Here is a 25,398-nt window from a genome sequence, read left to right on the forward strand (position 1 = left end):
AGCGAACACCATGATTAGGAAAAACAGAAAGAAAAAGACAAGGTTTCTTTTCATTGCAGTACCTTTCAGCGAAGATAATAAGGCTCTAATGCGGAAGATTTATACCGTCCGTTTTGGTGTACATAGCGAAAATGATTAAACGTGCTACTTACAGAAAAACTTGCGGTGGAGAACCCCCCAACACCAATGCTCGCTCCAGCGGTGAAAGTGGTCGTTGTTACTTCAAAAAGCGAGACGCTTTTTGCCACCGCGGCGAGCTGGCGTTCTGAAAGCCGCGAACCATCGATCTCAAACGCGATGTATACGGGCGCGGTCTTGCTGTAGGCCAAGATTCCCCGGTTTGTTATTTCCTGTTTGCCCAAACCGTTCGCACCGGCAGCGGCAGCAGAATAAAGAACTTCCGTGGTGGCAACGCACGCCTGCGGGCCATCAACAACGGTTTTATACGAGAGCTCCGTATCCCAAAAATACTGCGCTCCATATACAAGCTGCGCATAAATGGCCCAGTTGGGGGAATCCGGCTCTGCTTCATATTGGTCGCACATCAGGCTGCCCACATAGGTTTCGCCGCAAAAAAAGCGGTAGCCGCGCGCATAGGTCAAAACACTTTCCACTGCAAAAACGCTGCTTGCTGGAACCTGTGGGTCGATCTCTTGCGCCGACCAGTCTTTTGGCAGCTCGAGCGACAGATCAAACGACGTTCCCCCCGCCGAGAGGGGAAGGGTTATGGGGGAAAACGACAGTTCCTTTTTTAACCTGGCATAATACAGGCCGCCCAAAATTGCAACCAAAAGAATGCAAGCGGATAACCCGATCAGAATTCGTTTTGTCAGAGGTTTCATTTGCTGCCTTTCACCCGCTTTTTCGGAACACAAAGAGACGGTTCTTCCGCTATGTACGGCATTTCTTTAGCGACACAAAAGAGCCGTCCTCTTATGCACTTGCGCAAGTTTAGCCTTATGTTTTTTTTGAATTTTTTTTTGCAACCAGCTCTGAAACCGCATAAATAAAAAGTGTTGCGGCAAGTAATGTCTGAAACCAAGAATGGCGCAATACCAAAACTACCCTTGCCAGAGAACTGGATTTTGCCATGCCGACAACGGCAAAATCCAGGCATTTCAAGTAAAGAAAGGGAACCAAAATGAACACCAGCAGGAGGAATGCATAATTTTTAAACGATATTAAACGAAAGAGCAAAAAAATGCCGAGAAAAAGAAGGAATACCAGTGCTGCAATTAACACAGCTCCATTTGCCTTTTCTACAAACTTGAAGTATTTATAAGCTTTATCGTTTAAAAGGGCCTGCTCATTGCCCTGTGCGGTTTGGGCCTGGGGGGCGTAGAAGTTCCCCACATAATAAATACCGCGAAAGACAACATAAATGAGCGGTACAATAAAGGCCGCCGCAGTTGCTATAGTGAAAGGGATTTTGTGCTTCTTCACGACCATACGACTCCCCCAATTTTAGGTTTATGTATAAAATTCGATTCTTCATACCACCAGACATTTTCAACTGTTATACCTAACTTCATAGTAAAAGACCGTACTATGATTGTCAATGATAAATATTGACAAAAAATAAATAAATGATATGTTTAAAGTGCACGAATGGAACAGGGTGAAACAACGAAAAACCACGTTCAGCGGGAAAAGCGGTGTTGCTGCTGAAAAAGAACCCGGCCTTTCTTTCATTTGAGGGTGGATAGGAGGTCCATATGAAAAAACGGATGTTCGGACTGCTGCCTCTTTTTTTGACACTGGCTTTGTGCTTTACCGCATGCGGGGCAGAGCAAGGGGCTTTTGGGGCGCCTTCCACGCCCGTGCCCTCTAATGCTTCGCCCCAAAGTGAGCTGGAGCGACTGGTGGAAAAAAGCGGCCTAAAAATGGAGCAGACTTCGTTTTCGAGGGGGTATCAGGTGGCATTTTTCGAGGGAGGAACGGCCTATATCGCCTCGAACAACGACGGGGGGAACTGGATCGTATTGGAGCTTGAGGACGGATCCTGTTATTCCATCGGGTGCCCCTATTCATTCGTGGACAGCGTGCGCGCCGCCGAGCAAGAGGGGTGCGTGCGCATTTTTACCGACGGGAAGGTTTTTTGCGGCGACAGGAGCTTTCACAATTTCCCCGGCTCTTACACCGTGGACTTAAAAAGCGGTGAGGTGGTGGCCCACGAATTTACTGGGGTCAACCCCCGCGGACTGTATGGGCTGGAGCGCAGCGGCGACAAATATCGCTTCGGTGACTGCCTGGTGGAGGACGGCAGCGCGGTGTTTGCCTTCGAGTTCACCCAGGAGCCTACGATGGGCGGCGAGCCGGGGACGGAAATTTATATCTTTACCCCGGAAATGCTGCAGGACCAAAAGGGCCGCCGCGCCGCGCGGATCTTTTTTAACGAGACCGAGGCGAACCTGAGCGAGAAGTTTCTTTTGGGGCTAAAGGCGCTGCCGGGCATTGCGGATGTGACGGTGGAATTTGCAGAAGGGGATTATTTCAGGGGAACCACCCTGACGCTGGAATATGAGGAAGACTATGTGCTGAACTATTCGTTTAACCATGAGGGATATTCGACAGGGTTTGAGGATTTTGTGATCTCCAGTGAAAAGCTTGCCTCGTGACCGGATGTGAATTGTAAAAACAAGAGTGCCCCCCGAACGCAGATGCGTTCGGGGGGCGTATAGTTCATTTTGAGCTTTTTTTGATGTATAGCCATAAAGCCCACACAAGGAAAATGAGCAAAACAATCAAAAGAACGAGAAGCAGCAAATTCAGCAGGGAAAATAAAACTTCTAAAATAATTTGCATCTTTTCAGTGTATCCAATTACCTTACGACTGCGGCCATGCCAGACAAAGTAATTGGCTCACGATATATTTCAATAAACCCATCAACTAGGATGTTAAACGTAAGTTCCCCGGCCGCATAGGCATAGATATCGATTCCGCTGGCGGCAATTTCGGAATAGCAGCTGCTCTCATCCCAACCGAAGCCTAAAGTAAACCCGGTATAACTTGTATAGGCGCTGTGACTTGTAATTACGCCGGTATGCCCATCCCCAGAAGTTGTGTAAGTTATATGAAGCTTAATACTACCGGTTCCGGCAACAGACCGAGTGGCAACTACGGCATCACCATGAGTGCTTTTTAAATTCAAATTGATTGGCGGTACAGCAAGAGAATTGGGTTCATTAAAAACTGAAAGCAAATCTTTAACGAATGCATCAGCCTCTTGCTGAGTATCAAAACTTAACAATCCAGAAACTGGGATTATGTTTCCGTTTTGGTCTTTTATATATTCTGCATCTCCGATAGGAACCAGTAGACGATCGCCCACGCCACATCTTGGTAATGAAACGATATTGTCGTCTGCAAATGTAATACCGCTAAAGCAAATCGTTATAACAAAAACCAATAAAATAGAAACAAGCGGCTTCACCTTTTTAACGAGCATAGTAAACACTCCTTTGTTGAATAAAACGGAATTCGAAACAGTTTCCCCTGTGCCTCCAGTAAAGAAAGTACAATTACTGAAAACGCCTCACACATTACTGGAAAATACAGCGGCTATACATAAAGATCTTGAAAGATTTGTGCATCGGCAACACCTTCTTTTGGATTAGCAAATTTTTAATTTGATAATAATATACTAATTTAAATTTTTATATTTGTCAATAATAAATATTGACAAATATAAACTGCATGCTATAGTTAAAATGTTCTAGTACAGTGGATTGGGGAAACGATATGGCACAAAAACCGGCGGCACAGCCGGGAAAAAGCGGCACTGCCGCCGGGATGCGGGACGCAATGAAAAAGGCCACCACCGAGATGTTGGTCTTGTTTTTGCTGCGCCAAAAAAACATGTACGTTTACGAGATGATCCAGGAGGCGGCGAGGCTTACAGAGGGCGTGCTGACTTTCAACACCCTGTATCTTGCCATTTACCGGCTGCAGGAGCGGGAGTTCATCCGCGAGGCGGAAAAATGCATTGCCGAAAACCGCACCCGGGTGTACTTTGCCATCACCGAGAAGGGGCAGGCGTATCTGCAAGAACTGATCGGCGAATACACCGCCGCCACCCGGGCCATCGACGGGCTGCTGGCCCGGGACGGCAAGCTGTACACGGAGGAGGAAGGCCATGTATGAGCCTGAGCTGAAGGAGTATTGCAGAAAGGCCTGCCGGGAGCTGCAATGCGGCCGGACGCGGCGGCAAAAGTTCCGGGACTTTGTTGCCGCCAGCGCGCGGGACTACCTGGAGCAGCGGCCCGAGGCCGCTTTTGCGGAACTGGAGGCCGCGCTGGGGCAGCCCGAAGAGGCGGCCCGGGAATTTATGGCCTCGCTGCCGGAGGGCACGGCCCAGAGCTGGCGGCGGGCCCGCAGCCGGAGAAACGCGGTGTTGATCGGGGCGGCGGGGGCGCTGATCGCGGTGTTGGCCGGGCTGGTGATCTGGTATTACTGCGTGAGGGGCGTGTACACCAAAACGGTGACCATTACCTATTATGAAATGGATGAAAGCATGACACCGGAAGAGATGCTTGCAGCAATGCCTACTGCGCGCCCCATTGAAGACTGAAGAAGACTGAAGCAAATGGATATAAAAAGGGAGAAGAAAGCTATGAGAAAAATGTTAGCGGTTGTACTTAGCGTATTATTGTTGACCGGCTTTTCCTTGCCGTGCTTTGCCGAAGGCGTTCCCTCACAAAGGGTGGTCAGCACTAGTATCCGCCAAACCGAGGATGGATTTACGATAGTAACAACAATTGAGGCTGGTTTATTGAGCGCACGCTCGGTAAGGGGCGGATCAATAACAGAGCAGTACTATTACGATGGCCAAGAGATTGGCACGATGATTTTGATGGGCACATTCTATTACGACGGCAGCACCGCCCGGGCCACCGGGGCCAGCGTTTCGGTGAGCGGCAGCTTTGTGAGCGGCGCGAAGCGCTGCGCGGTGGACATGAGCCTGACCTGCTCGCCCAGCGGCGCGCTCTCGTGAAAACCGCCAAAAATATTTTTTGCGCGCGGCTTGACGGCGGCGGCGGGGCATGCTATACTAGACCGGTAAAGAAAGCAGCAACCGGCTAGCCGCCGTGCTCACCTTGCGGCCCACAGGGCCCGGGTCATACTGAAAGGCCGCCCGTTTTGGGGCGTCTTTGCGTGTGTTTTGTTGAACGCGGCTGCCAGACGGCGGCCGCGTTCGTTTTTTAAACTTGAAGTTTTAGATGGAGGTGTGTCCCAATCGCTACGAACGGCAAAAAAGACCTGGAGCTGAATGAAGGCATTCGCGACAGAGAGATCCGACTGATCGGCGCTGACGGCAGCCAGCTGGGTATTGTGAATACCCGCGACGCGCTGCGCATGGCGGAGGAGCAGGAGCTGGACCTGGTGAAGATCGCGCCGCAGGCGACCCCGCCTGTGTGCAAGCTGATGGACTATGGCAAGTTCCGCTTTGAACAGCAGAAGAAAGACAAGGAAGCCAAGAAAAATCAGAAGGTCATCGACGTCAAGGAGATCCGGCTTTCGCTGAACATCGACACGAACGACTTCAACACCAAGGTCAGCCAGGCGATGAAGTTCGTGAAGGCCGGCCACAAGCTCAAGGTGTCCATCCGGTTCCGCGGGCGCGAGATGGCGCACACCAACCTGGGCCTCGAGGTGGAAAAACGGTTTGCCGAGGTGATGAGCGAGATAGCGGTGGTGGATAAGGCCCCCAAGCTGGAAGGGCGCAGCATGCAGATGTATATGAGCCCGAAGCCCAGCCAGCAGCAAAAGTAAGCAAACAAAATCTTAGGAGGAACATAAAATGCCTAAAATCAAAACTCATTCCGGTGCGAAAAAGCGCTTTAAGCTGACCAAGACCGGCAAGGTGAAACGCGGCCACGCTTACCGCAGCCACTTGCTGAACGGCCACGGCAAGACCACCAAGATCAAGCGCGGCTACCGCAAGAACGCCTACGCCGACAAGACCAATGCAGCCGCTGTCAAGAGCATGCTGCCCTACGCCTAAGGGTCTTTTAAGGCAAGATGAAAAATTGACAGTGACGGTAAAGGAGAAATAAACAATGGCACGTATTAAAGGCGCGATGATGACCCGCAAACGGAGAAAGAAGACCCTCAAGCTGGCCAAGGGCTACTATGGCAGCAAATCCAAGCATTTTAAGATGGCGAAACAGCAGGTGATGAAGAGCGGCAACTACGCTTTCGTTGGCCGCAAGCTGAAAAAGCGCCAGTTCCGCAATTTGTGGATCACCCGCATCAACAACGCCGTTCGCCCCCTGGGGATGAACTACTCCTCCTTCATGAACGGGCTGAAGAAGGCCGGCATCGAGCTGAACCGCAAGATGCTGAGCGAGATGGCCATTCACGACGAGGCCGGTTTTGCCGCCCTGGTGGAGACTGCCAAGAAGGCGCTGTAATACCTAAAAAAGCAACGCCCGCGCACGTGCACGGGCGTCGCTTTGTATCTTGCCGCAATTTTTGGCCGCCCAGCGGCCAGGAACATATTCGGCCGCGCGTTTTGCCCTGTGGGGGCGGGGCGCAGGGCCTGCAAAAGGGCCGCGGGCTGTTTTTCAAAGGGGCTTTGCCATGCCGGAACGCATCACCAGCCGCGAAAACGCAAAAATCAAATACGCCTGCAAGTTGGGCCAGTCGGCAGCCTTCCGCGCCGGGGAAAACGCTTTCCTCGCGGAGGGCTATAAGCTTTGCCTGGAGCTTGCAAAGGGCTGCCCCTTAAAGGTAATATATTATACCCGCCGCGCCCAGGATAAGTGGTCTGCATTACAGGCGCTGCCCTGTGAACAATACCTGGTGGAGGATCACGTGGCCGAAAAACTGGCCGGGGTGGAGAGCCCGCAGGGGGTGTTCGGAGTGTTCGGGCGGCCGGCGGCCCGGTTTGCGGACCTGCCGCGCGGCGGGCGCTTTTTGGCACTGGAGCGGGTGCAGGATCCCGGCAATGTGGGGGCGCTGATCCGCAGCGCCGCCGCCTTTGATTTTGACGGGGTGCTGCTTTCGCCCGGATGCGCCGACCCCTTTGCCCCCAAGGTGCTGCGGGCCAGCATGGGCGCTGTGGGGCGCATGCCGCTGGCGGCTGTGCCCAGCCTTGCGGACGCGCTGGCCGAGCTTGCGGGCCGCGGGGTGCTGTGCCTGGCGGCGGCGCTGGAAAACAGCCTGCCCCTGGGCGAGGTGGACCCGGCCTGCCCGGGCGGCGTGTGCCTGGTGATCGGCAGCGAGGGGCAGGGGCTTTCGGCCGCGGTCATGGCGGCCTGCCAGAAGGCGGTGCGCATCCCCATTACCGACCGGGTGGAGAGCCTGAACGCGGGCGTTGCGGGCGGGGTGCTGCTGTGGCACTTCCGGGGTGCGGGCCGATGACGGGGCAGACGCTGGAATGGCTGTGGCTGGCCCACGTGCTGGGCCCCGGGGCGCGGGGATGCGGCGGGGTGCTGGCCCTTTACCCCACGCCCGGCGAGCTGCTGGAGGCGGTGGGGCGCGAGGATCTTTCGGGCCTTTTGGCCCCGGCGCAGGCTGAGCGGCTGGAGGCAAAACCCGAAAATTTTGAGAAGCTGGCCCGCAGTTGTGAAAAAAAGGGCGTGCAGATCGTTACAATGGCAGAGGCCGCATATCCCGCGCGGCTGCGGAGCGTGCCGGACGCGCCGCCGGTGCTGTTCTGCACCGGGGATACGGCGGCGCTGAACCGCACGCCCGCGGTGGGCATGATCGGAAGCCGCCGCCCCAGCGCCTACGGGGTGGAGGCCGCGGCGTGCATCGGCGGGCAGCTGGCTGAAGCCGGCGTATGCCTTGTGAGCGGCCTGGCCGACGGGCTGGACAGCGAGGCCCACCGGGCCGCGGTGCGCTGCGGCGCGCCCACGGTGGGGGTGCTGGGCACCGCCATTGACAAGACCTACCCGGCCGCCAACACGGCGCTGCGCCGCCAAGTGGAGGGCGTGGGGACGGTGATCAGCGAGTTTGCCCCGGGCGATGTGACCCGCTCGGCCGCGTTTTTGCTGCGCAACCGGCTGATCGCCGCGCTGGCGGACGCGGTGTGTGTGGTGGAGGCGCGGGAAAAAAGCGGCACCATGAACACGGTGGGCCACGCAGAGCGGTACGGCAGACCGGTGTACGCGGTGCCGGGAGGTATTTTCAGCGAGCTGTGCGGCGGCACCAACCGCCTGCTGGCCGAGGGACGCGCCCGGGCCGCCAGCGGCGCCGGAGTGATTTTGGAGGGGCTGGGCCTTGCCGCGCCCGCCCCGGCGCACACCCAAAAGCGGCAGACACAAACAGAGCCTCTCGGCCCGGCTGCGAAAGAGATGCTGCGGCACCTTGGCCAGCAGCCAAAGGGCCTGGAAATATTGGCCGGCGAGGCCCGCTGCGAGGCGGGCGAGGCGCTGGCCGCCCTGCTGGAGCTTGAGCTGGCAGGCCTTGCGCAGAGCTGCGCCGGCGGGCAGTACCGCCGCAAATGAACCCAAAGGAGAAACGCATGTCAAAACTTGTGATCGTGGAGTCGCCTGCCAAGGCGAAGACCATCCGGAAATACCTGGGCGACGGCTACGAGGTGACCGCCAGCATGGGGCATATCCGCGATTTGCCCGCCAGCCAGCTGGGCATCGATGTGGAGCATGAATACGCCCCCCAATACATCAACATCAAGGGCAAGGAAAAAATCATCAAGGAGCTGAAAAGCGAGGCTAAAAAAGCCGACCAGGTGTACCTTGCCACCGACCCGGACCGGGAGGGCGAGGCCATCAGCTGGCACCTGGCCCACATCCTGGGCCTGGATGTGGACCAGGCCAACCGGGTGACCTTTGGCGAGATCACCAAAAAGGGCGTGACCGAGGGCATGGCCCACCCCCGCACCATCGACATGGACCTGTTCAACGCGCAGCAGGCCCGCCGGGTGCTGGACCGGCTGGTGGGCTATAAGCTGTCGCCGTTTTTGTGGCGCAAGGTGCGCCGGGGGCTTTCGGCCGGGCGGGTGCAGAGCGTGGCCGTGCGGCTGATCGTGGACCGGGAAAAGGAGATCGAGGCCTTTAAGCCCCAGGAGTACTGGAACCTGGACGCGCTTCTCTCGCCCCCGGCCAGCCAGAAGAAGTTCAGCGCCCGGCTGTACGGCACCGCCGCGGGCAAAAAGCTGGAGGTCAAGACCGAGGCCGAGGCCAGGGCCATTGAGGCGGCCCTGGAGGGCAGGGACTACCAGGTGACCAAGCTCACCCGGGGCAGCCGCAAAAAGGTGCCCGCGCCCCCCTTCATCACCTCCACGCTGCAGCAGGAGGCCAGCCGCCGGCTGGGCTTTACCGCCACCCGCACCATGCGGGCGGCCCAGACCCTGTATGAAGGCGTGGATATTGCGGGCCGGGGCACCCTGGGCCTGATCACCTACATGCGGACCGACAGCCTGCGGGTGTCGGACGAGGCGGTGGCCGGCGCGAAGGACTACATTGCCGGCCAGTACGGCGAAAAGTACGTGTGCAATTACAAGCGCACCTACAAAAGCCGCAACGCCACCGCCGCACAGGACGCACACGAGGCCATTCGGCCCAGCGTGCCCGGCCTGACGCCCGAGGAGGCGGAAAAGAGCCTTTCGGGGGATATTGCAAAGCTGTACCGCCTGATCTGGAGCCGGTTCATTGCCAGCCAGATGAGCGACTGCGAACAGGACACGGTGGCCGTGCAGGTGACCGCGGGCGATTACCAGTTCCGGGCCAGCGGCTATGTGGTGACCTTTGAGGGCTTTACCGCCCTGTACGAGGAGGCCACCGACGAGAAGGAGAAAAAAGAGACCTCGCTGCCGCCGCTGGAGGAGGGGCAGGTGCTCAAGCTGCGGGAACTGACCAGCGAGCAGAAATTCACCCAGCCGCCCCCCCGCTACACCGAGGCGACCCTGATCCGCGGCCTGGAGGAAAACGGCATCGGCCGACCCTCGACCTATGCGCCCATCATTACCACCATCATCGACCGGGGCTATGTGGAGCGGGAGCAGAAAAAACTGAAGCCGACCCTGCTGGGCCGCACCATCAACGACCTGATGCTGCAGGAGTTCCCGGACATTGTGGACGTGACTTTTTCGGCCGACATGGAAAAAAACCTGGACCAGGTGGAGAGCGGCAGGGTGGACTGGCGCAGCACCATCGACACCTTTTACAAGGGGTTTGACGCGGCCCTGCAGAAGGCCGAGAAGGACATGGAGGGCAAAAAGGTCAAGGTGCCGGACGAGGAGACCGACGAGGTCTGCGAGAAGTGCGGCCGCAAAATGGTGATCAAGACCGGCCGGTACGGAAAGTTTTTGGCCTGCCCGGGTTTCCCCGAGTGCACCAACACCAAGCGCCTGGTAAAGGACACCGGAGGCAAATGCCCCAAATGCGGCAGCCGGATGCTGCTGCGCCGCAGCGCCAAGGGCCGGGTGTATTACGGGTGCGAGGGCTACCCCCAGTGCGATTTTATGACCTGGGACGAGCCGGTGCCCCAGCAGTGCGAAAAGTGCGGGGCGACCCTGTTCAAAAAGGGCAGCCGCCTGTACTGCGCCAAAGAGGGCTGCGATTTTGAGACGCAGGTGACCAAATGAGCGGGGTGACCATTCTGGGCGCGGGCCTTGCGGGGTGCGAGGCCGCCCTGTGGCTGGCGCGGCGCGGGGTGCAGGTGGAGCTGTGGGAGCAAAAGCCCGCGGTGTTCAGCCCGGCCCACAAGAGCGAAAATTTTGCCGAGCTGGTGTGCTCGAACAGCCTGAAGGCGGAGCGGCTGGATTCTGCCAGCGGCCTGCTGAAGGCCGAGATGAAACTGCTGGGCAGCCACCTGCTGCCCGCCGCGGAGGCCACAAGGGTGGCGGCCGGCGGGGCGCTGGCGGTGGACCGGGACGCATTCAGCGCCGCCGTGACGGGCCTGGTGGAGGCCGAGCCCAACATCCGGGTGGTGCGCGGCGAGGCCGCGGCCATTGACGAAGGGCAGCCCACACTGGTGGCCACAGGCCCCCTGACCGAGGGGGCCCTGGCCGATGAGATCGGACGGCTGACCGGAGGGAAGCGGCTGGCGTTTTACGATGCGGCGGCGCCCATTGTGACCGCGGCGAGCCTGGACATGGAAAAGGTATTCGCCGCCAGCCGGTACGGCAGAGGAGAGGCGGACTACCTGAACTGCCCTTTCAACAAGGCCGAGTACGAGGCGTTCCACGCCGCGCTGGCCGGCGCCGAGCGGGCCCGGGTGCACGAATTCGACGGGGAGCTGACCGTGTATGAGGGCTGCATGCCCATTGAGGTGATGGCCGGCCGCGGGGCCGACACCATGCGCTTTGGGCCGCTGCGCCCGGTGGGCCTGACCGACCCGCGCACCGGCCACCGGCCCTGGGCCAACGTGCAGCTGCGCCGCGAGAACGCAGAGGGCACGCTGTACAACCTTGTGGGCTTTCAGACAAATTTGAAGTTCGGGGAGCAAAAGCGCGTGTTCTCCATGATCCCGGGCCTGGAGGGGGCGGAGTTTGCCCGCTATGGGGTGATGCACCGCAACACCTTTTTGAACAGCCCCGAGCTGCTGGGCGCGGGCCTGGCCCTGAAGGAGCACCCGAACGTGTGGTTTGCGGGGCAGATCACCGGGTTTGAGGGATATATGGAGTCGGCCGCCTGCGGCCTGCTGGCGGCGCGCAGTATTTACGCCGCACTGCAGGGCGGGGCGCTGGGCGCGCCGCCGCCCGAGACCATGCTGGGCCAGTTGGTGCGCTACATCACCAGCGAGAACAAAAACTTCCAGCCCATGGGCGCCAACATGGGGCTGCTGCCCCCGCTGGAGGCGCCCGTGCGGGACAAGCGGCTGCGCTACCTGGCCCTGGCCGAGCGGGCGATGGGAGCCATGGAGCGCTGGGCGGCCCAGACAGAAAAGTGAGCATTCCTGCCCGGCCAAAGGGGCACGGGCGGCAGAAAAAAGGAGCAGGTGAACGAATGAAGATCATCCTTGACGCCATGGGGGGCGACAACGCCCCCGCTGAGATCCTGAAAGGGGCCGCCGCGGCCGTGGCCGCGAACTGGCCGGAGCTCGCCATCATTGCCGTGGGCGACGAGGCCAGGATCCGGGCCTGCGCCGCCGAGAACAACCTGAAGCTGGACCCGGAGCACTTTGAGATCGTGCATGCCGGCGAGGTCATTGAGATGTGCGACGAGCCCGCAAAGGCGATCCGCCAGAAAAAGGATTCCAGCATGGTGGTGGGCCTGCGGCTTTTGGCCGAGGGCAGGGGCGACGCCTTTGTTTCGGCCGGGTCCACCGGCGCGCTGCACGTGGGCGCCAGCCTTTTGGTGCGCACGGTGAAGGGGGTCAAGCGGCCCGCGCTGGCCACGGTGATCCCCGGGCGGAAGCCCTTTTTGCTGCTGGACTGCGGCGCCAACGTGGAGTGCCGCCCCGCTATGCTGGAGGCCTTCGGCGTGATGGGCAGCGTGTACATGAACAAGGTGATGGGCGTGGCCGAGCCGAAGGTGGCCCTGGTGAACAACGGGGCCGAGGAGTCGAAGGGGACGCCCACCTATGTGGAGGCCCACGGGCTGCTCAAGGCAAACCCCCGCATCCGGTTCATCGGCAACATCGAGCCGCGGGACATTCCCTCCGGCGCGGCGGATGTGGTGGTGGCGGACGGCTTTACCGGCAATGTGGTGCTGAAGCTGACCGAGGGGCTGGCGAAGTTCTTTTCGGGCAAGCTGAAGGATATGTTCAAAAAGAGCATGGGTACCAAGCTGGGCTACCTGCTGGTGAAGGGCGGCGTGGCGGACTTTAAAAAGAGCATGGACGCCGACGAGTACGGCGGCGCGCCCTTTTTGGGGGCGGCAAAGCCGGTGATCAAGGCCCACGGCTCCTCGAACGCGCGGGCCATTCAGAACGCCATCCGGCAGGCGGTGCTGTGCGCGGAGAGCGATCTGTGCGGCGTGATGGCCGAAAACCTGGCGGCAGTGCCGGAGAACGAAGACTGACACCCGCGCCGCCGCGCCCGATGCAGGGCGCGGCGGGGGCGGCTTTTACGGGAGGTACCCCATGCATCAGCTTGAGACCGTGATCGGTTACACCTTTAAGGAGCCGAAGCTGCTGGAGACGGCGCTCACCCACACCAGCTATGCCAACGAGTCGAAAACGCCCATCCACCATAACGAGCGGCTGGAGTTTTTGGGCGACAGCGTGCTTTCCATTGTGGTGGCGGATCATCTGTTCCACCAGTGGAAGGATCGCCCGGAGGGCGAGCTGACCCGCGCGCGGGCCAGCCTGGTGTGCGAGAGCGCCCTGTTCGAGTTTGCCAAGGAGATCGACCTGGGGCGCTTTCTGCGCCTGGGCCGGGGAGAGGAGCGGGGCGGCGGCCGCACGCGGCCGAGCGTTGTGTCGGACGCGTTTGAGGCGCTGATCGCCGCCTTGTACCTGGACGGCGGCATAGAAACGGCGCGGGCGTTCATTCTGCCCTTTATCACCGAGGGCAAGACCGCCGAGGCGGACTACAAAACGCAGCTGCAGGAGGTCATTCAGCAGAACCCCGAGGAGCGCCTGCGCTATGAAGTGGAGGGCGAGGAAGGGCCGGATCACGACAAGCACTTCAAAATGGCCGTGTACCTGAACTCGAACCTGATGGGCCGGGGCGAGGGCCACAGCAAAAAGGCCGCCGAGCAGGCCGCCGCCAAGGAGGCGCTGCGCCTGATGGGCCTGGTGGAGTGAGGGGCGGGCGCCCGGGCGGCATGGCACCGGAGGCCCCGGCGGCATGCCGCCTGCGCACACGCCACAGGGAGAAGTTTGATGGGAGTTAGGCAATGGTATTAAAGGAACTGGAAATACAGGGCTTCAAGAGCTTCCCGGACCGCACCAAGGTCAGGATCGGCCAGGGCATCACCGCGGTGGTGGGGCCCAACGGTTCGGGCAAGAGCAATATTTCCGACGCCATCCGCTGGGTGCTGGGCGAGACAAGCTCCAAGCAGCTGCGGGGCGCGGGCAAGATGGAGGACGTGATCTTCGGCGGGACCCAGCAGCGGGGCGCCATGGGCTTTGCCGCGGTGAACCTGACGGTGGACAACTCGGACCGGCGCATCGACGTGGACGCGGACGAGGTGGTGATCGGCCGCAAATACTACCGCTCGGGGGAGAGCGAATACTCGATCAACGGCCAGAACGTGCGGCTGAAGGACATTTACGAGCTGTTTTTGGACACGGGCCTCGGGAGGGACGGCTACTCGATCATCGGACAGGGCCGCATTGCGGAGATCGTGGGCGCAAAGAGCAATGAGCGCCGGGAAATTTTTGAGGAGGCCAGCGGCATTGCCAAATACCGCTACCGCAAAAATGAAGCGGAACGGCGCCTGGCCTCGGCCGAGGACAACCTGGCCCGGCTGCGGGACATCCTGGATGAGCTGGAGGCCCGGGTGGGGCCGCTGGAAAAGGAGAGCAAAAAGGCAGAGCAGTTTTTGGAGCTTTCGGCCCGGCGCAAGGAGCTGGAGGTGACCCTTTGGGTGGACGGCGTGCGCCGCGCCAAGGACACGGTGCGCGAGCAGCAGCGCCGCTATGAGACCGCCCAGGCGGATTACGACAGCCTGACCGCCGAGATCGAGGGCATCGACGCAGAGACCGAGGACATCCGCGCCCAGATGCAGCGCCTGACCGTAGAGGTGGAGCGCTGCAATGCCGAGATCCGCGCCATCACGGAAGAGATGGCGGGCGCCGACAGCCAGATCGCGGTGCTGCAGAATGACATTGCCCACAATGAGGCGACCGCGGCGGACCTGAGCGGCCAGATCGAGCAGGCGAGCCTGGGGCGCAAAGAGCTGCACCAGGAGATCGCCCAGCACAAGGAGGCCATTGCCGGGCTGGAAGGGGAGATCGCCCGGCTGGACGCCCGGCTGGCGGAGCTGGACGGGCTTTTGCAGAAGATCCAGGCGGAGAGCGAAGCCACCGGCGAGCGCCGGGGGGCGGTGACCGGCGCGCTGGCCGGCCTGACCGAGCGGCAGACCGCCGCCAAGGTGAAAGCGGCCGGCTGCAAGAGCGCCGCCGACACCGCAGCCGAGCGGCTGACGGCGGTGAAAGCCGAGCAGGAAAAGAGCGGCGAAACCCTTGCGGGCCTTGCGGCGGAGCAGGCGGATACCCGCACTTATCTGACCGGGGTGGAAGAAAATGTGACCCGGCTGGAAAACATTAAAAACGGCCTGGAAATGAAGCTGGCCAGCCGTAAAAAACAGCTGGACGAGGCGGACGCCGCCGAGCAGCAGGCCAGCCGGCAGCTGGAAGCGGCACAGCAGCGCCTGCAGGTGCTGGGAGACCTGGAACGCAACATGGACGGGTACCAGCAGAGCGTGAAGACCGTGATGCGCGCGGCGCAGAACCGGAGGCTGCGGGGCATCATCGGCCCGGTGAGCAGCATCCTGACCGTGGAGCCCGGGTACGAGATGGCCATTGAGACCGCGCTGGGCTTTGCGCTGCAGAACATCGTGGTGGAGGGTGAGACGGCGGCCAAGGCGGCCATCGCCTTTTTGCGGGACGAAAAGGCCGGCCGGGCCACCTTCTTGCCGCTGGACACGGTGAAGGGCACCCACTTTGACGCCGCGCGCCTTTCGGGCAGCGCACGGGTGGCCTCGGGCCTTGTGAAGTACGACAAAAAGTACGACAACATTGTGGCGAATCTGCTGGGGCGCATCGTTGTGGTGGACGACATCAACGAGGCCTCGCGGGTGGCGCGGGCGCTGGACTACCGCAACCGGGTGGTCACGGCGGACGGGCAGGTGATCAATGCGGGCGGCTCGTTCACCGGCGGCAGCGTTTCCCGCTCGGCGGGGCTGTTCAGCCGCAAGCAGGAGATGGAGGAGCTGCGCGCAAAGCTTGAAATCCTGGCAAAAAAACAGGCCGCCGCCCAGGAGAACACCGACAGGTGGAAGGCGGAGGTGGACACCCTTTCGGCGCAGCTGACCGCCACAAACAGCGAGGCGATCACCGCCGGGGGCGACAAGATCCGCGCTGAGATGGAGCTGCGCCGCATTGAGACCGCCCTGAGCCAGGCCCGGGCGGCCGCCCAGCTGCAGGAGGCCGAGGCGGAGAGCCTGTACGCGCAGATTGAGCAGAACATGAACGAAGGAGCTGCCGCGGCCGCCGAGGAAAAGCGCCTGGCCGCCGAGATCGGGCGGCTGGAAGCGGAACTGACCGATCTTTCCGGCAGCGACGACAGCTTTTTGGCGACCCGCAGCCGCCTTTCGGGCGAGTTGAGCGAGGCGCGCATGCAGCGCCTTTCGGCCGAGAAGGACCGGGATATGCATCTGGCAGGCATCGGGAGCCTGGAGAGCCGCCATGGCGAGGCGGGCGAGCGCCGCCGCCAGCTGGAAGAGAACATTGCAAGGCTTGCGGCGCTGAACGCCGGAAGCGCGGCAAAGATCGAGGAGGTGCGCGCCCGCAAGGAGGGCAGCGCCCAGCGCATCCGGGACAAGGAGGCCGAAATCGCGGCGGCCGCCGGGCGCCGCATGGAGATGGAGGGGTCCATCAGCCAGCAGACCCAGAGGGTGCGGGCCATCACCGACCAGCGGGAGAAGATGAGCCAGGAGATGGCCCGGCTGGCCGAGCGCAAGGCAAACGCCGAGGTGGAATACGACCAGACCATTGCAAAGCTGTGGGAGGAATACCAGCTGACCATGAGCGACGCCCAGCCCCTTTGCGTGGAGTTTGAGAGCGTGACCGAGCTGCGCCGCCAGGTGGGCGAGGTGCGCGGCAAAATCCGGAGCCTTGGAAACGTGAACGTGGGCTCCATCGAGGAGTACAAAGAGGTGAGCGAGCGGTACGGGTTCCTGGCCGCCCAGGTGCGGGACGTGGAAAAGAGCAAGGCCGAGCTGACCCGCATGATCAATGAGCTGTCGGGTGAGATGAAGAGCATCTTCGGCGAGAGCTTCAAGCAGATCAACGGCCATTTCGGCCGGATCTTCCACGAGCTGTTCGGCGGGGGCACCGCAAGCCTGTCACTTTCGGACCCGGACAATGTGCTGGAGAGCGGCATCGACATTCAGGTGGCGCCCCCGGGCAAGGTGATCAAGAACCTGTCCGCCCTTTCGGGCGGGGAACAGGCGCTGGTGGCCATCAGCATTTACTTTGCCATTCTGGCCGTGAACCCGGCGCCCTTCTGCATCCTGGACGAGATCGAGGCGGCGCTGGACGACGTGAACGTGGTGCGCTATGCCCAGTACCTGCGCCGCATTACCGGCGACACCCAGTTCATTGTGATCACCCACCGCCGGGGCACCATGGAAGCGGCGGACGTATTGTACGGCGTGACCATGCAGCAGGACGGCGTGTCGAAGCTGCTGCGCCTTGATTTGGATCAGGTGGACGCTTCGCTGGTATCGTGAGCGGGCGCGAAAAACGACCGAGATAGATTGAGATACATGAGGTAACAAGCCATGGGACTTTTCAGCCGCAAAGAGAAGATGGACGAGGGACTGGCCAAGACCCGCAAGGGCTTTTTTGCCGGAATCCTGGATATGATGAACGCGGGCGAGATCGACGATTCTTTTTACGATGATCTGGAGGAACAGCTGATCCTGGCCGACACCGGCGCCGATGAAGCCGCGCGCCTGGTGGAGGCCCTGCGGGAGGCGGTGCGCCGCCGGCACATCAAAACAGCCGACGACGCGATCGCCGCGCTGAAGGAGATCATCTGCGCCGAGCTGGAGCCGGAGGGGGAATTGGACCTTGCGGGCCGGCCGGCGGTGATCCTGGTGATCGGCGTGAACGGCGTGGGCAAGACCACCAGCATTGCAAAGCTGGCAAAGCTGTATAAAGAGCAGGGCAAACGGGTGCTGCTGGCCGCGGGGGACACCTTCCGGGCGGCGGCGGCGGAGCAGCTTTCCATCTGGGCGGAGCGGGTGGAGGTGCCCATTGTGAAGCACAGCGAGGGGGCCGACCCCGCGGCGGTGGTGTTTGACGCCGTGCAGTCCGCCGCGGCGCGGGGATACGATCTTGTGATTTGCGACACCGCGGGCCGCCTGCACAACAAGCAGAACCTGATGAACGAGCTGACCAAGATCAGCCGCAGCGTGACCAAGGCCTGCCCCGCCGCCAGCGTGGAAACCCTGCTGGTGCTGGACGCTATTACCGGGCAGAACGCCATCAGCCAGGCCGCGCAGTTTATCAGCGCGGCGGGGGCCACCGGGATCATCCTGACAAAGCTGGACGGGACCGCCAAGGGCGGCGCGGTGATCAGCGTGAAGCAGAAGCTGGGCCTGCCTGTGCGCTTTGTGGGCGTGGGCGAGGGGATGGACGACCTGATGGAGTTCAGCGCCGAGGATTTTGCAAACGCGCTGTTTGCCGAGGCCTGACCGGACGACACGTTTTGAGACAAAAAGGAGATACGCGATGCTGATCTGTGCCGCCACCGGCAATGCCGGCAAGCTGAAGGAGATCCGGCGCATTTTGGAGGCCCAGGGCCATACGGTCAAAAGCCAGAAGGAGCTGGGCATTACCCTGGAGCCGGAGGAAACCGGCGCGACCTTTGCCGAAAACGCCCTGATCAAGGCAAGAGCCATCTGCGAGGCATGCGGCCTGCCCACCCTGGCCGACGACTCGGGCCTGGCGGTGGAGGCGCTGGACGGCGCACCGGGCGTTTACAGCGCCCGCTACTGCGGAGTGCACGGCGACGACGAGGCCAACAACGACAAGCTGCTGGCGGCGCTGGAAAAAGTGCCCGCAGAGCGGCGGGACGCCAAATTTGTGAGCGCCGTGTGCTTTTACCTGCCCGGCGGCAGGCATATCACCTTTCACGGCGAGTGCCCGGGCCGGGTGGGCTTTGTGCGCCGGGGAGAAAACGGTTTTGGTTACGACCCGCTGTTTGTGCCCCGGTTTGTGGGCCTTGCGGGGAATGGTGCGCGCCCGAACACCGAGGGCCGCACCTATGCCGAGCTGGAAGCGTGGGAAAAGGACGCCATCAGCCACAGGGGCGCCGCCATGCGCCTTTTGGACGAGCGCCTGGCCGATTTTTTGGCCGGGCCGGGGGAGCCCGAAGCCTGTGTGTTGGCGCGGAGCGTGGGCGCTACCATTGTGGAGATCGATGACAGCCTGGGCTTTGAACGGGACGAAAAATTCGACGGGGACAAACTCACCCGGAGCCTGCGCTGAAAAGCGCGGGGTTTGAGGGGATAAAAAGGAGAAACAAGTTTATGCTTACAAGCAAACAGCGCGCCGCGCTGCGCAGGGCCGCCAACGGCCTGGATCCCGTGTTCCAGGTGGGCAAGGGCGAGATCGACGAGGGGCTGATAAAATCCACCGCTGACTGCCTGGCCGCCCGGGAGCTGATTAAAATGAAAGTTCTGGAAACCAGCCTATACACCGCCAGAGAGGCAGCCGCCCTGCTGGCGGAAAAAACAGGCGCCGACGTGGTGCAGGTGATCGGCTCGAAGTTTGTGCTTTTTTTGAAAAAGCGCAAGGATTCGGCCTTTGACGGGCTGTTGTGACAGCTCTGAAACAAAAAATTTGCAGTTTGCTGCTTGAAAAATTGTAACTTTTTTGAAATAATTGAAAAGGGAAAGTCGTTTACACTAGCGTGGAGGGGGGAAAAGGATGAAGCTGCTGCTGTTCGGCGGCACGTTCGACCCGCCCCACAACGGCCATGTGCACCTTTTGCAGAATGCCATTGCCGCAGTGCGGCCCGACCGGGTGGTGGTGATGCCTGCCGGCACGCCGCCCCACAAGGCGGCCAGCGCAACGCCGGCCCGGTGGCGGCTGGAGATGTGCCGCTGCTTTTTGCCGCTGCATGAGAACCTTGTGGTGAGTGACTGGGAGATAAAAAGGGCGGGCAAGAGCTACACGGTGGACACCCTGGCCATGCTGCGGCGGGAATACCCGGATGCAGAGCTGTTTTTGTGCCTGGGCAGCGACATGCTGACCAGCTTTACCGAGTGGCGGGATTGGCAGACGATTTTAAAAAGCGCCGCGCTGGTGGTGCAGAGCCGCACAGAGGGGGACGACCCGGAGCTGCAGGCGGCGGCCCGCGCACTGGAGCCCTACGGGGGGCGGGTAATCTTTACCCGCGCGCCCGCGGTGGAGCTGGCCTCCAGCGACGTGCGGGCCGGCCGCCTGCCGGACGGGGCGCTGCCGCCCCTGGTGGCCGAAGCTGCCCGCAAGCATCACTTATATGGAAGGTGAACCGATGGAGTATTCCGAGGCAGAGCGCATGGTGCGCGCCGCGCTTTCCAAAAAGCGCTACGCCCACACCTGCAATGTGAAGGAGGCCGCCGTGAAGCTGGCCCGAAGCTATGGGGCGGACCCGGAAAAGGCGGCCCTGGCGGCTATGCTGCACGATGCGGTGAAAGAGCGGCCCAAGGCCGAGCTGTTGCAGATCCTGCGCGGGAATGCTATAATAGCGGGGAATGCCGCAGGGAGCCCCGCGCCGGTGTGGCATGGGCCCTGTGCGGCTATTCTGGCAAAGACGCAGTGGGGAGTGGACGACCCGGAGGTACTGGACGCGATCCGGTACCACACCACCGGCCGCGCCGGGATGACGAAAATGGACAAGATCCTGTATCTGGCCGACATGATCAGCGCCGAGCGGGATTACCCGGAGGTGGGCGAATTGCGCGCGCTTGCCGTGGAGAATCTGGACGCCGCGGTGCTGCAGGCCGTGCGATACAATATACGCTGGATGGAGGAGTGCGGCAAGACCATTGACCCGCTCTCCCGCGAGGCGCTGGAAGACCTGGAGCGCAGCGCCCAGGCCCAAAAGAATACGGAGGATTGACCCATGAATGAACCCAAACAGCCCAGAAGGCTGAATACCTCGGCCGCGAATCACAGCGGCAGCGCCCCGCGGCCCGCGGCCCCTGCCGGCCAGCGCAAGATCAACCGGAGCGGGGCCGCGCCCGCGCCCCAGCGACCGGCCCAGAGCCAGCGAACCGCGCCGAGGGGGGCCTACCGGGCGCCCGCGGCCGGGAGCGGGGTGCAGAGCGGCAGCCACACGGCGCCCCGCCGCAAAAAAAAGAACCACACCCTGCGCAATGTGCTGGTGTCGCTTTTGTGCCTGTTCGCGGTAGTGGCGGTGGGCCTGTTCGGCCTGTACAGGTGGGTGGTGAACAGCATCAGCCCGGAGGGCGGCGCGCCCACCATTAATCAGCTGATCAACACGCCGAACGAATTCAAGGGCGACGTGGTGAACATCCTTGTCTGCGGCATCGATTACGAGGAGGGCCGCGCCTACTCCAACGACGTGTCCTCGAACGACGGCATGACCGATATGATCATGTACGTGAGCTTTGACGTGAAGAATAAAAAGATGAACATGCTGCAGATCCCGCGAGATGTCTACGTGGGTACCGATTACAATACCGGCGGTACCGGCAAGATCAACGCGGTGGCTCTGAAAAACAACGGCATGGAAAGCCTGACCCAGCTCATCTACGACCAGTACAAGCTGCCTGTGGACTATTATGTGACCATCGACATGCAGAGCCTGAAGGAGATCGTGGACCTGTTCGGCGGCATTGAGGTCTATATTCCCCAGACCATCGAGTACAACGGCAGCAAGCTGGAGCAGGGCCTGCGCAACCTGGACGGCGCTTCCGCCGAGTTCTTTGTGCGCAACCGCAAGAGCTACGCCCAGGGAGATATTGCCCGGCTGGACATGCAGCGCTATTTCTACCAGGGCCTGTTCAAGCGCATCCGCACCGCCACCGTGTGGGATCTGGCAAAGCTTGCGCCTGTGGCCTTAAACTACGTGACCACCGATATCCCCATCGATGAGCTGATCAGCATCGGCGTGAGCTTTTTGAAGGTGGACAGCGCGGACATTATGCTGTGTAAGGTGCCCACCTTCGGCGCTGCCCAGAAGTACAATGATCAGTACTCGATCCTGGTGTGCGATGTGGGCAAGACCACCACCCTGCTGAACGATTATTTCCGCACCTACGGCGGCCCGGTGGAGAGCCTGGATGTGCCGACCCTGACCACCGTGGGCGCCTCGACCGACCCGAATGTGCAGTATATGGGCCAGCTTGACACCGAGACCGAGGGCAGCCAGCCGGAGGGGTGAGGGCCCGGGATTGAAAGGAGAAACGATTTTTTGATGGAGAGTTTGCAGCTTGCGACCCGCCTTGCCCAGGCGCTGGACAAGAAGAAAGCCACAGAGGTGAAGGTGCTGAAGGTGCGGGATCTGACCGTGCTGACCGATTACTTTGTGATCGCCAGCGGCTCCTCCTCGACCCAGGTGAAAGCCCTGGCAGAGGAGGCGGAGTTCCAGCTGGAGCAGCAGGGGGTAAAGCCCCTGCGCACCGAGGGCTATGACTCCAAAAGCTGGATTTTGCTGGACTACGGCACGGTGATCGTGCATGTGTTTTACCCCGAGGCCCGGGATTTTTATGATTTGGAGCATCTGTGGGCCGACGCCGAGGAGTGCCAGGTGGACCTGGAAGCGGGCGGGGACGAAGCGGCGCAGCAGTGAAGTGAAACGCGAGGAGCCAGCCCGGCAGCCCGGGCTGGCCGCTGCTGTTTTTTTGCCCGCGCGGGCGCTTTGCCCAAAAGGATGGACAGGCCGGGAATACCCGGCCCGGAAGATAAAAAAGTTGGAGTGATACCAGGTGAAATACGATTTCAAGGCCATTGAACACAAGTGGCAGAAGGTCTGGGCAGACGAAAAGACCTTTGCGGCAAAGATCGACCACACCAAGCCGAAATTCTACGCGCTGGTAGAGTTTCCATACCCCAGCGCCGCGGGGCTGCACGTGGGGCACCCCCGCAGCTATACCGCGCTGGACATTGTGGCGCGCAAAAAGCGCATGGCAGGGTACAATGTGCTGTACCCCATGGGCTGGGACGCCTTTGGCCTGCCCACCGAGAACTATGCGCTGAAAAACCACATCAACCCCGAGATCGTGACCAAAAACAACGTGGCCCGGTTCAAAAGCCAGTTGCAGGCCCTGGGCCTCTCGTTCGACTGGGACCGGGAGGTAAACACCACCGATCCCGCTTACTACAAGTGGACCCAGTGGATCTTTTTGCAGCTCTACAAGCATGGCCTTGCCTATAAAAAGGAAATGAATGTGAACTGGTGCACCAGCTGCAAGGTGGTGCTGGCCAACGAGGAGGTTGTGAACGGCTGCTGCGAGCGCTGCGGCGGCGAGGTGGTGCACAAGGTCAAGAGCCAGTGGATGCTGAAGATCACCGCCTATGCCGACCGGCTGATCGACGATCTGGACGGGCTGGATTTTATTGACCGGGTGGTGACCCAGCAGAAGAACTGGATCGGGCGCAGCCACGGTGCCGAGGTGACCTTTAAGGCCACCACCGGCGACGACCTGGTGGTTTATACCACCCGGCCCGACACCCTGTTTGGGGCTACTTACATGGTGCTGGCCCCGGAGCACCCCATTTTGAAACACTGGGAGGGACGGCTGGAAAACCTGGCCGAGGTGCGCGCTTACCAGGAGGCCGCGGCCCGCAAGTCCGATTTTGAGCGCACCGAGCTGGCCAAGGAAAAGACCGGCGTGAAGCTGGAGGGCGTGCGCGCCGTGAACCCGGTGAACGGCGCGGAGATCCCCATCTTCCTCTCGGACTATGTGCTGGCCAGCTACGGCACCGGCGCCATTATGGCGGTGCCCGCCCACGACACCCGGGACTACGAGTTTGCCAAGGTGTTCGGCCTGCCCATCGTGGAGGTGGTGGCCGGCGGCGATGTGGAAAAAGAGGCCTATACCGACTGCGCCGCCGGCGTGATGGTGAACAGCGGCTTTTTGACCGGCATGACCGTGGAGGAGGCGAAAAAGGCCATTACCCAGTGGCTGGAGCAGGAGGGCAAGGGCCACGCCCAGGTAAACTTCAAGCTGCGGGACTGGGTGTTCAGCCGCCAGCGGTACTGGGGCGAACCCATTCCCATGGTGCACTGCGAGGCCTGTGGCTGGCAGCCCCTGCCTGAGAGCGAATTGCCCCTGGTGCTGCCCGAGATCACCGACTTTGAGCCCGGCCCGGACGGGGAAAGCCCCCTGGCCCGCCATGCCGAGTGGGTAAACACCACCTGCCCGTGCTGCGGCGGCCCGGCAAAGCGCGAAACCGACACCATGCCCCAGTGGGCGGGCTCCAGCTGGTACTTTTTGCGCTATATGGACCCCCACTGCGACACAGCCCCCGTGAGCAGGGAGGCGGTGGAATACTGGGGCCCGGTGGACTGGTACAACGGCGGCATGGAGCACACCACCCTGCATTTGCTGTACAGCCGGTTCTGGCACAAGTTCCTTTATGACATCGGGCTGGTGCCCACCGCGGAGCCCTATAAAAAGCGCACCTCCCACGGGATGATCCTGGGGCTGAACCCCCATGCTTTTGAGAACCTGCCTGCGGCCCAGCAGAAAAAGCTGGTGGACGAAGAGGGCAGCGAAAAGGCCGCCCGCGCCGCGCTGGTGGAAAAGTACGGCGAGATGGCAGAGCACCCGGTGGTGAAAATGTCCAAGAGCCTGGGCAATGTGATCAACCCGGATGACGTGATTGCCGAGTACGGCGCCGACACCCTGCGCCTGTATGAGATGTTCATCGGCGATTTTGAAAAGGCCGCGCCCTGGTCCACCCAGTCCATCAAGGGCTGCAAGCGCTTTTTGGAACGGGTGTGGGGCCTTTCCGAGATGCTGCTGCCCGGCGAGGGGTACCGCCCGGAGCTTGAGACCGCGATGCACCGCACCATCAAAAAGGTGGGGGAAGACATCGATGTGCTGAAGAACAACACCGCCATTGCCGCCCTGATGAGCCTGGTGAACGAGCTTTACGCGGCGGGCGGCGCCACCCGGGACGAATTTGCGGATCTGCTGCTGCTGCTGAACCCCTTTGCACCTCACATCACCGAAGAGCTGTGGCAGCTGATGGGCGGCGAAGGGCAGATCGCCCACGCCCGCTGGCCGGAATACGATGAGGCGAAGTGCACCGAGAGCACCGTGGAGGTGCTGGTGCAGGTGAACGGCAAGCCCAAGGCCCGCCTGAACCTGCCGGTGGACGCGCCGAAGGAAGAGGCCCTGGCGGCCGCCAAGGCCGACCCCGCGGTGGCGGCGGCGCTGGAAGGGAAGACCCTGGTGAAGGAGATTGCCGTGCCGAACAAGCTGATCAACCTGGTGGTGAAAGGTTAAAAGTTTGTGAATACGGTGGTGAAAACTGCCGGCCGGCTGTTTTTTCAGTTGACAGAATGCCCTGAGGCATAGTATAATCGATATGTTGGGTACCCTTCTTCTTTTAGAGGGGGGAACAATGAGACTCCTGCCTCAGGTCCAAGGGAGGGAAGTAAGATGTCGGAAGTTCGCGTTAAAGACGGCGAGTCGCTGGAAAGCGCTCTGCGCCGCTTCAAGCGGTCCACCGCCCGCAGCGGCGTGTTGGCGGAAGTTCGCAAGCGTGAGGCTTATGAAAAGCCCTCTGTGCGCCGCAAGAAGAAGTCCGAGGCCGCTCGCAAGCGCAAGTACAAGTAAACTGCGGCG

General features: G+C 61.0%; 26 protein-coding genes. 23 read left to right on the plus strand and 3 right to left on the minus strand.

Features of this window, described 5'->3' with window-relative positions:
- Window positions 1-65 precede the first annotated feature (65 nt).
- Entirely contained in the window at window positions 66-842 is a 777-nt protein-coding gene (locus ACMLHZ_RS12900) for a hypothetical protein (protein ID WP_418668092.1), read from the minus strand.
- 115 nt (window positions 843-957) lie between these two features.
- On the minus strand, window positions 958-1,449 hold the full coding sequence (locus ACMLHZ_RS12905; RefSeq protein WP_418668093.1) for a hypothetical protein: 492 nt from the start codon (window positions 1,447-1,449) through the stop codon (window positions 958-960).
- 467 nt (window positions 1,450-1,916) lie between these two features.
- Between ACMLHZ_RS12905 and ACMLHZ_RS12910 the strand changes: the two genes are divergently transcribed.
- A complete protein-coding gene (locus ACMLHZ_RS12910) occupies window positions 1,917-2,618 on the plus strand; it encodes a hypothetical protein (RefSeq protein WP_418668094.1) in 702 nt (233 codons plus the stop codon).
- A gap of 204 nt (window positions 2,619-2,822) precedes the next feature.
- Here the strand turns inward: ACMLHZ_RS12910 and ACMLHZ_RS12915 are convergent, their stop codons facing one another.
- Window positions 2,823-3,449 carry a hypothetical protein gene (locus ACMLHZ_RS12915; protein ID WP_418668095.1) on the minus strand — a complete coding sequence of 209 codons (627 nt, stop codon included), beginning with the start codon at window positions 3,447-3,449 and terminating at the stop codon, window positions 2,823-2,825.
- A gap of 293 nt (window positions 3,450-3,742) precedes the next feature.
- Between ACMLHZ_RS12915 and ACMLHZ_RS12920 the strand changes: the two genes are divergently transcribed.
- The 22 genes from ACMLHZ_RS12920 to rpsU all read left to right on the plus strand — a co-directional run bounded on the left by ACMLHZ_RS12920 (window position 3,743) and on the right by rpsU (window position 25,389).
- On the plus strand, window positions 3,743-4,144 hold the full coding sequence (locus ACMLHZ_RS12920) for a PadR family transcriptional regulator (protein WP_418668096.1): 402 nt from the start codon (window positions 3,743-3,745) through the stop codon (window positions 4,142-4,144).
- Window positions 4,137-4,571, plus strand: coding sequence for a hypothetical protein (locus ACMLHZ_RS12925; protein ID WP_418668097.1), 435 nt, complete (start codon window positions 4,137-4,139; stop codon window positions 4,569-4,571). Before ACMLHZ_RS12920 ends, ACMLHZ_RS12925 begins: the two co-directional genes overlap by 8 nt.
- A 273-nt stretch (window positions 4,572-4,844) precedes the next feature.
- The gene (locus ACMLHZ_RS12930) at window positions 4,845-4,994 is read left to right on the plus strand and encodes a hypothetical protein (RefSeq protein ID WP_418668098.1); all 150 of its coding nucleotides are present in this window, start codon (window positions 4,845-4,847) and stop codon (window positions 4,992-4,994) included.
- A gap of 272 nt (window positions 4,995-5,266) precedes the next feature.
- Window positions 5,267-5,773, plus strand: a complete 507-nt coding sequence (gene infC, locus ACMLHZ_RS12935) for a translation initiation factor IF-3 (protein ID WP_418668147.1) — start codon at window positions 5,267-5,269, stop codon at window positions 5,771-5,773.
- A gap of 28 nt (window positions 5,774-5,801) precedes the next feature.
- Window positions 5,802-6,005: a 50S ribosomal protein L35 gene (gene rpmI / locus ACMLHZ_RS12940; RefSeq protein ID WP_418668099.1), complete on the plus strand. Its 204-nt coding sequence runs from the start codon at window positions 5,802-5,804 to the stop codon at window positions 6,003-6,005.
- Window positions 6,006-6,060: 55 nt separating this feature from the next.
- Window positions 6,061-6,414: a 50S ribosomal protein L20 gene (rplT, locus tag ACMLHZ_RS12945; protein ID WP_177563007.1), complete on the plus strand. Its 354-nt coding sequence runs from the start codon at window positions 6,061-6,063 to the stop codon at window positions 6,412-6,414.
- Between the two features lie 169 nt (window positions 6,415-6,583).
- The gene (locus tag ACMLHZ_RS12950) at window positions 6,584-7,366 is read left to right on the plus strand and encodes a TrmH family RNA methyltransferase (RefSeq protein ID WP_418668100.1); all 783 of its coding nucleotides are present in this window, start codon (window positions 6,584-6,586) and stop codon (window positions 7,364-7,366) included.
- Window positions 7,363-8,454: a DNA-processing protein DprA gene (dprA, locus tag ACMLHZ_RS12955; RefSeq protein ID WP_418668101.1), complete on the plus strand. Its 1,092-nt coding sequence runs from the start codon at window positions 7,363-7,365 to the stop codon at window positions 8,452-8,454. The genes ACMLHZ_RS12950 and dprA overlap by 4 nt, the downstream gene beginning before the upstream one ends.
- 17 nt (window positions 8,455-8,471) lie before the next feature.
- Entirely contained in the window at window positions 8,472-10,553 is a 2,082-nt protein-coding gene (topA, locus tag ACMLHZ_RS12960) for a type I DNA topoisomerase (protein ID WP_418668102.1), read from the plus strand.
- Entirely contained in the window at window positions 10,550-11,860 is a 1,311-nt protein-coding gene (gene trmFO / locus ACMLHZ_RS12965; protein ID WP_418668103.1) for a methylenetetrahydrofolate--tRNA-(uracil(54)-C(5))-methyltransferase (FADH(2)-oxidizing) TrmFO, read from the plus strand. The genes topA and trmFO overlap by 4 nt, the downstream gene beginning before the upstream one ends.
- 56 nt (window positions 11,861-11,916) lie before the next feature.
- Complete coding sequence (gene plsX, locus ACMLHZ_RS12970; RefSeq protein WP_418668104.1) at window positions 11,917-12,933, plus strand: phosphate acyltransferase PlsX; 1,017 nt, start codon at window positions 11,917-11,919, stop codon at window positions 12,931-12,933.
- Window positions 12,934-12,994: 61 nt separating this feature from the next.
- Window positions 12,995-13,660 carry a ribonuclease III gene (gene rnc / locus ACMLHZ_RS12975; RefSeq protein WP_418668105.1) on the plus strand — a complete coding sequence of 222 codons (666 nt, stop codon included), beginning with the start codon at window positions 12,995-12,997 and terminating at the stop codon, window positions 13,658-13,660.
- 92 nt (window positions 13,661-13,752) lie between these two features.
- On the plus strand, window positions 13,753-17,313 hold the full coding sequence (gene smc, locus ACMLHZ_RS12980; RefSeq protein WP_418668106.1) for a chromosome segregation protein SMC: 3,561 nt from the start codon (window positions 13,753-13,755) through the stop codon (window positions 17,311-17,313).
- Between the two features lie 51 nt (window positions 17,314-17,364).
- Window positions 17,365-18,282: a signal recognition particle-docking protein FtsY gene (ftsY, locus tag ACMLHZ_RS12985; RefSeq protein WP_418668107.1), complete on the plus strand. Its 918-nt coding sequence runs from the start codon at window positions 17,365-17,367 to the stop codon at window positions 18,280-18,282.
- 37 nt (window positions 18,283-18,319) lie between these two features.
- Window positions 18,320-19,078 (plus strand): RdgB/HAM1 family non-canonical purine NTP pyrophosphatase, encoded by a 759-nt coding sequence (gene rdgB, locus ACMLHZ_RS12990; RefSeq protein ID WP_418668108.1) that lies wholly within the window; start codon window positions 18,320-18,322, stop codon window positions 19,076-19,078.
- Window positions 19,079-19,119: 41 nt separating this feature from the next.
- Window positions 19,120-19,413: a YhbY family RNA-binding protein gene (locus ACMLHZ_RS12995; RefSeq protein WP_418668109.1), complete on the plus strand. Its 294-nt coding sequence runs from the start codon at window positions 19,120-19,122 to the stop codon at window positions 19,411-19,413.
- Window positions 19,414-19,519: 106 nt separating this feature from the next.
- On the plus strand, window positions 19,520-20,104 hold the full coding sequence (gene nadD, locus ACMLHZ_RS13000; protein WP_418668110.1) for a nicotinate (nicotinamide) nucleotide adenylyltransferase: 585 nt from the start codon (window positions 19,520-19,522) through the stop codon (window positions 20,102-20,104).
- Window positions 20,105-20,108: 4 nt separating this feature from the next.
- Window positions 20,109-20,696 (plus strand): bis(5'-nucleosyl)-tetraphosphatase (symmetrical) YqeK, encoded by a 588-nt coding sequence (gene yqeK / locus ACMLHZ_RS13005; protein ID WP_418668111.1) that lies wholly within the window; start codon window positions 20,109-20,111, stop codon window positions 20,694-20,696.
- 3 nt (window positions 20,697-20,699) lie between these two features.
- Complete coding sequence (locus ACMLHZ_RS13010; RefSeq protein ID WP_418668112.1) at window positions 20,700-21,983, plus strand: LCP family protein; 1,284 nt, start codon at window positions 20,700-20,702, stop codon at window positions 21,981-21,983.
- A gap of 33 nt (window positions 21,984-22,016) precedes the next feature.
- Entirely contained in the window at window positions 22,017-22,391 is a 375-nt protein-coding gene (rsfS, locus tag ACMLHZ_RS13015) for a ribosome silencing factor (RefSeq protein WP_418668148.1), read from the plus strand.
- Between the two features lie 136 nt (window positions 22,392-22,527).
- The gene (gene leuS / locus ACMLHZ_RS13020) at window positions 22,528-25,056 is read left to right on the plus strand and encodes a leucine--tRNA ligase (protein WP_418668113.1); all 2,529 of its coding nucleotides are present in this window, start codon (window positions 22,528-22,530) and stop codon (window positions 25,054-25,056) included.
- A gap of 156 nt (window positions 25,057-25,212) precedes the next feature.
- The gene (gene rpsU / locus ACMLHZ_RS13025; RefSeq protein WP_177521317.1) at window positions 25,213-25,389 is read left to right on the plus strand and encodes a 30S ribosomal protein S21; all 177 of its coding nucleotides are present in this window, start codon (window positions 25,213-25,215) and stop codon (window positions 25,387-25,389) included.
- Window positions 25,390-25,398: the final 9 nt, after the last annotated feature.

Source organism: Allofournierella sp. (genome assembly GCF_048388525.1).
In the GTDB taxonomy this organism is placed as follows: Bacteria; Bacillota; Clostridia; order Oscillospirales; family Ruminococcaceae; genus BQOK01.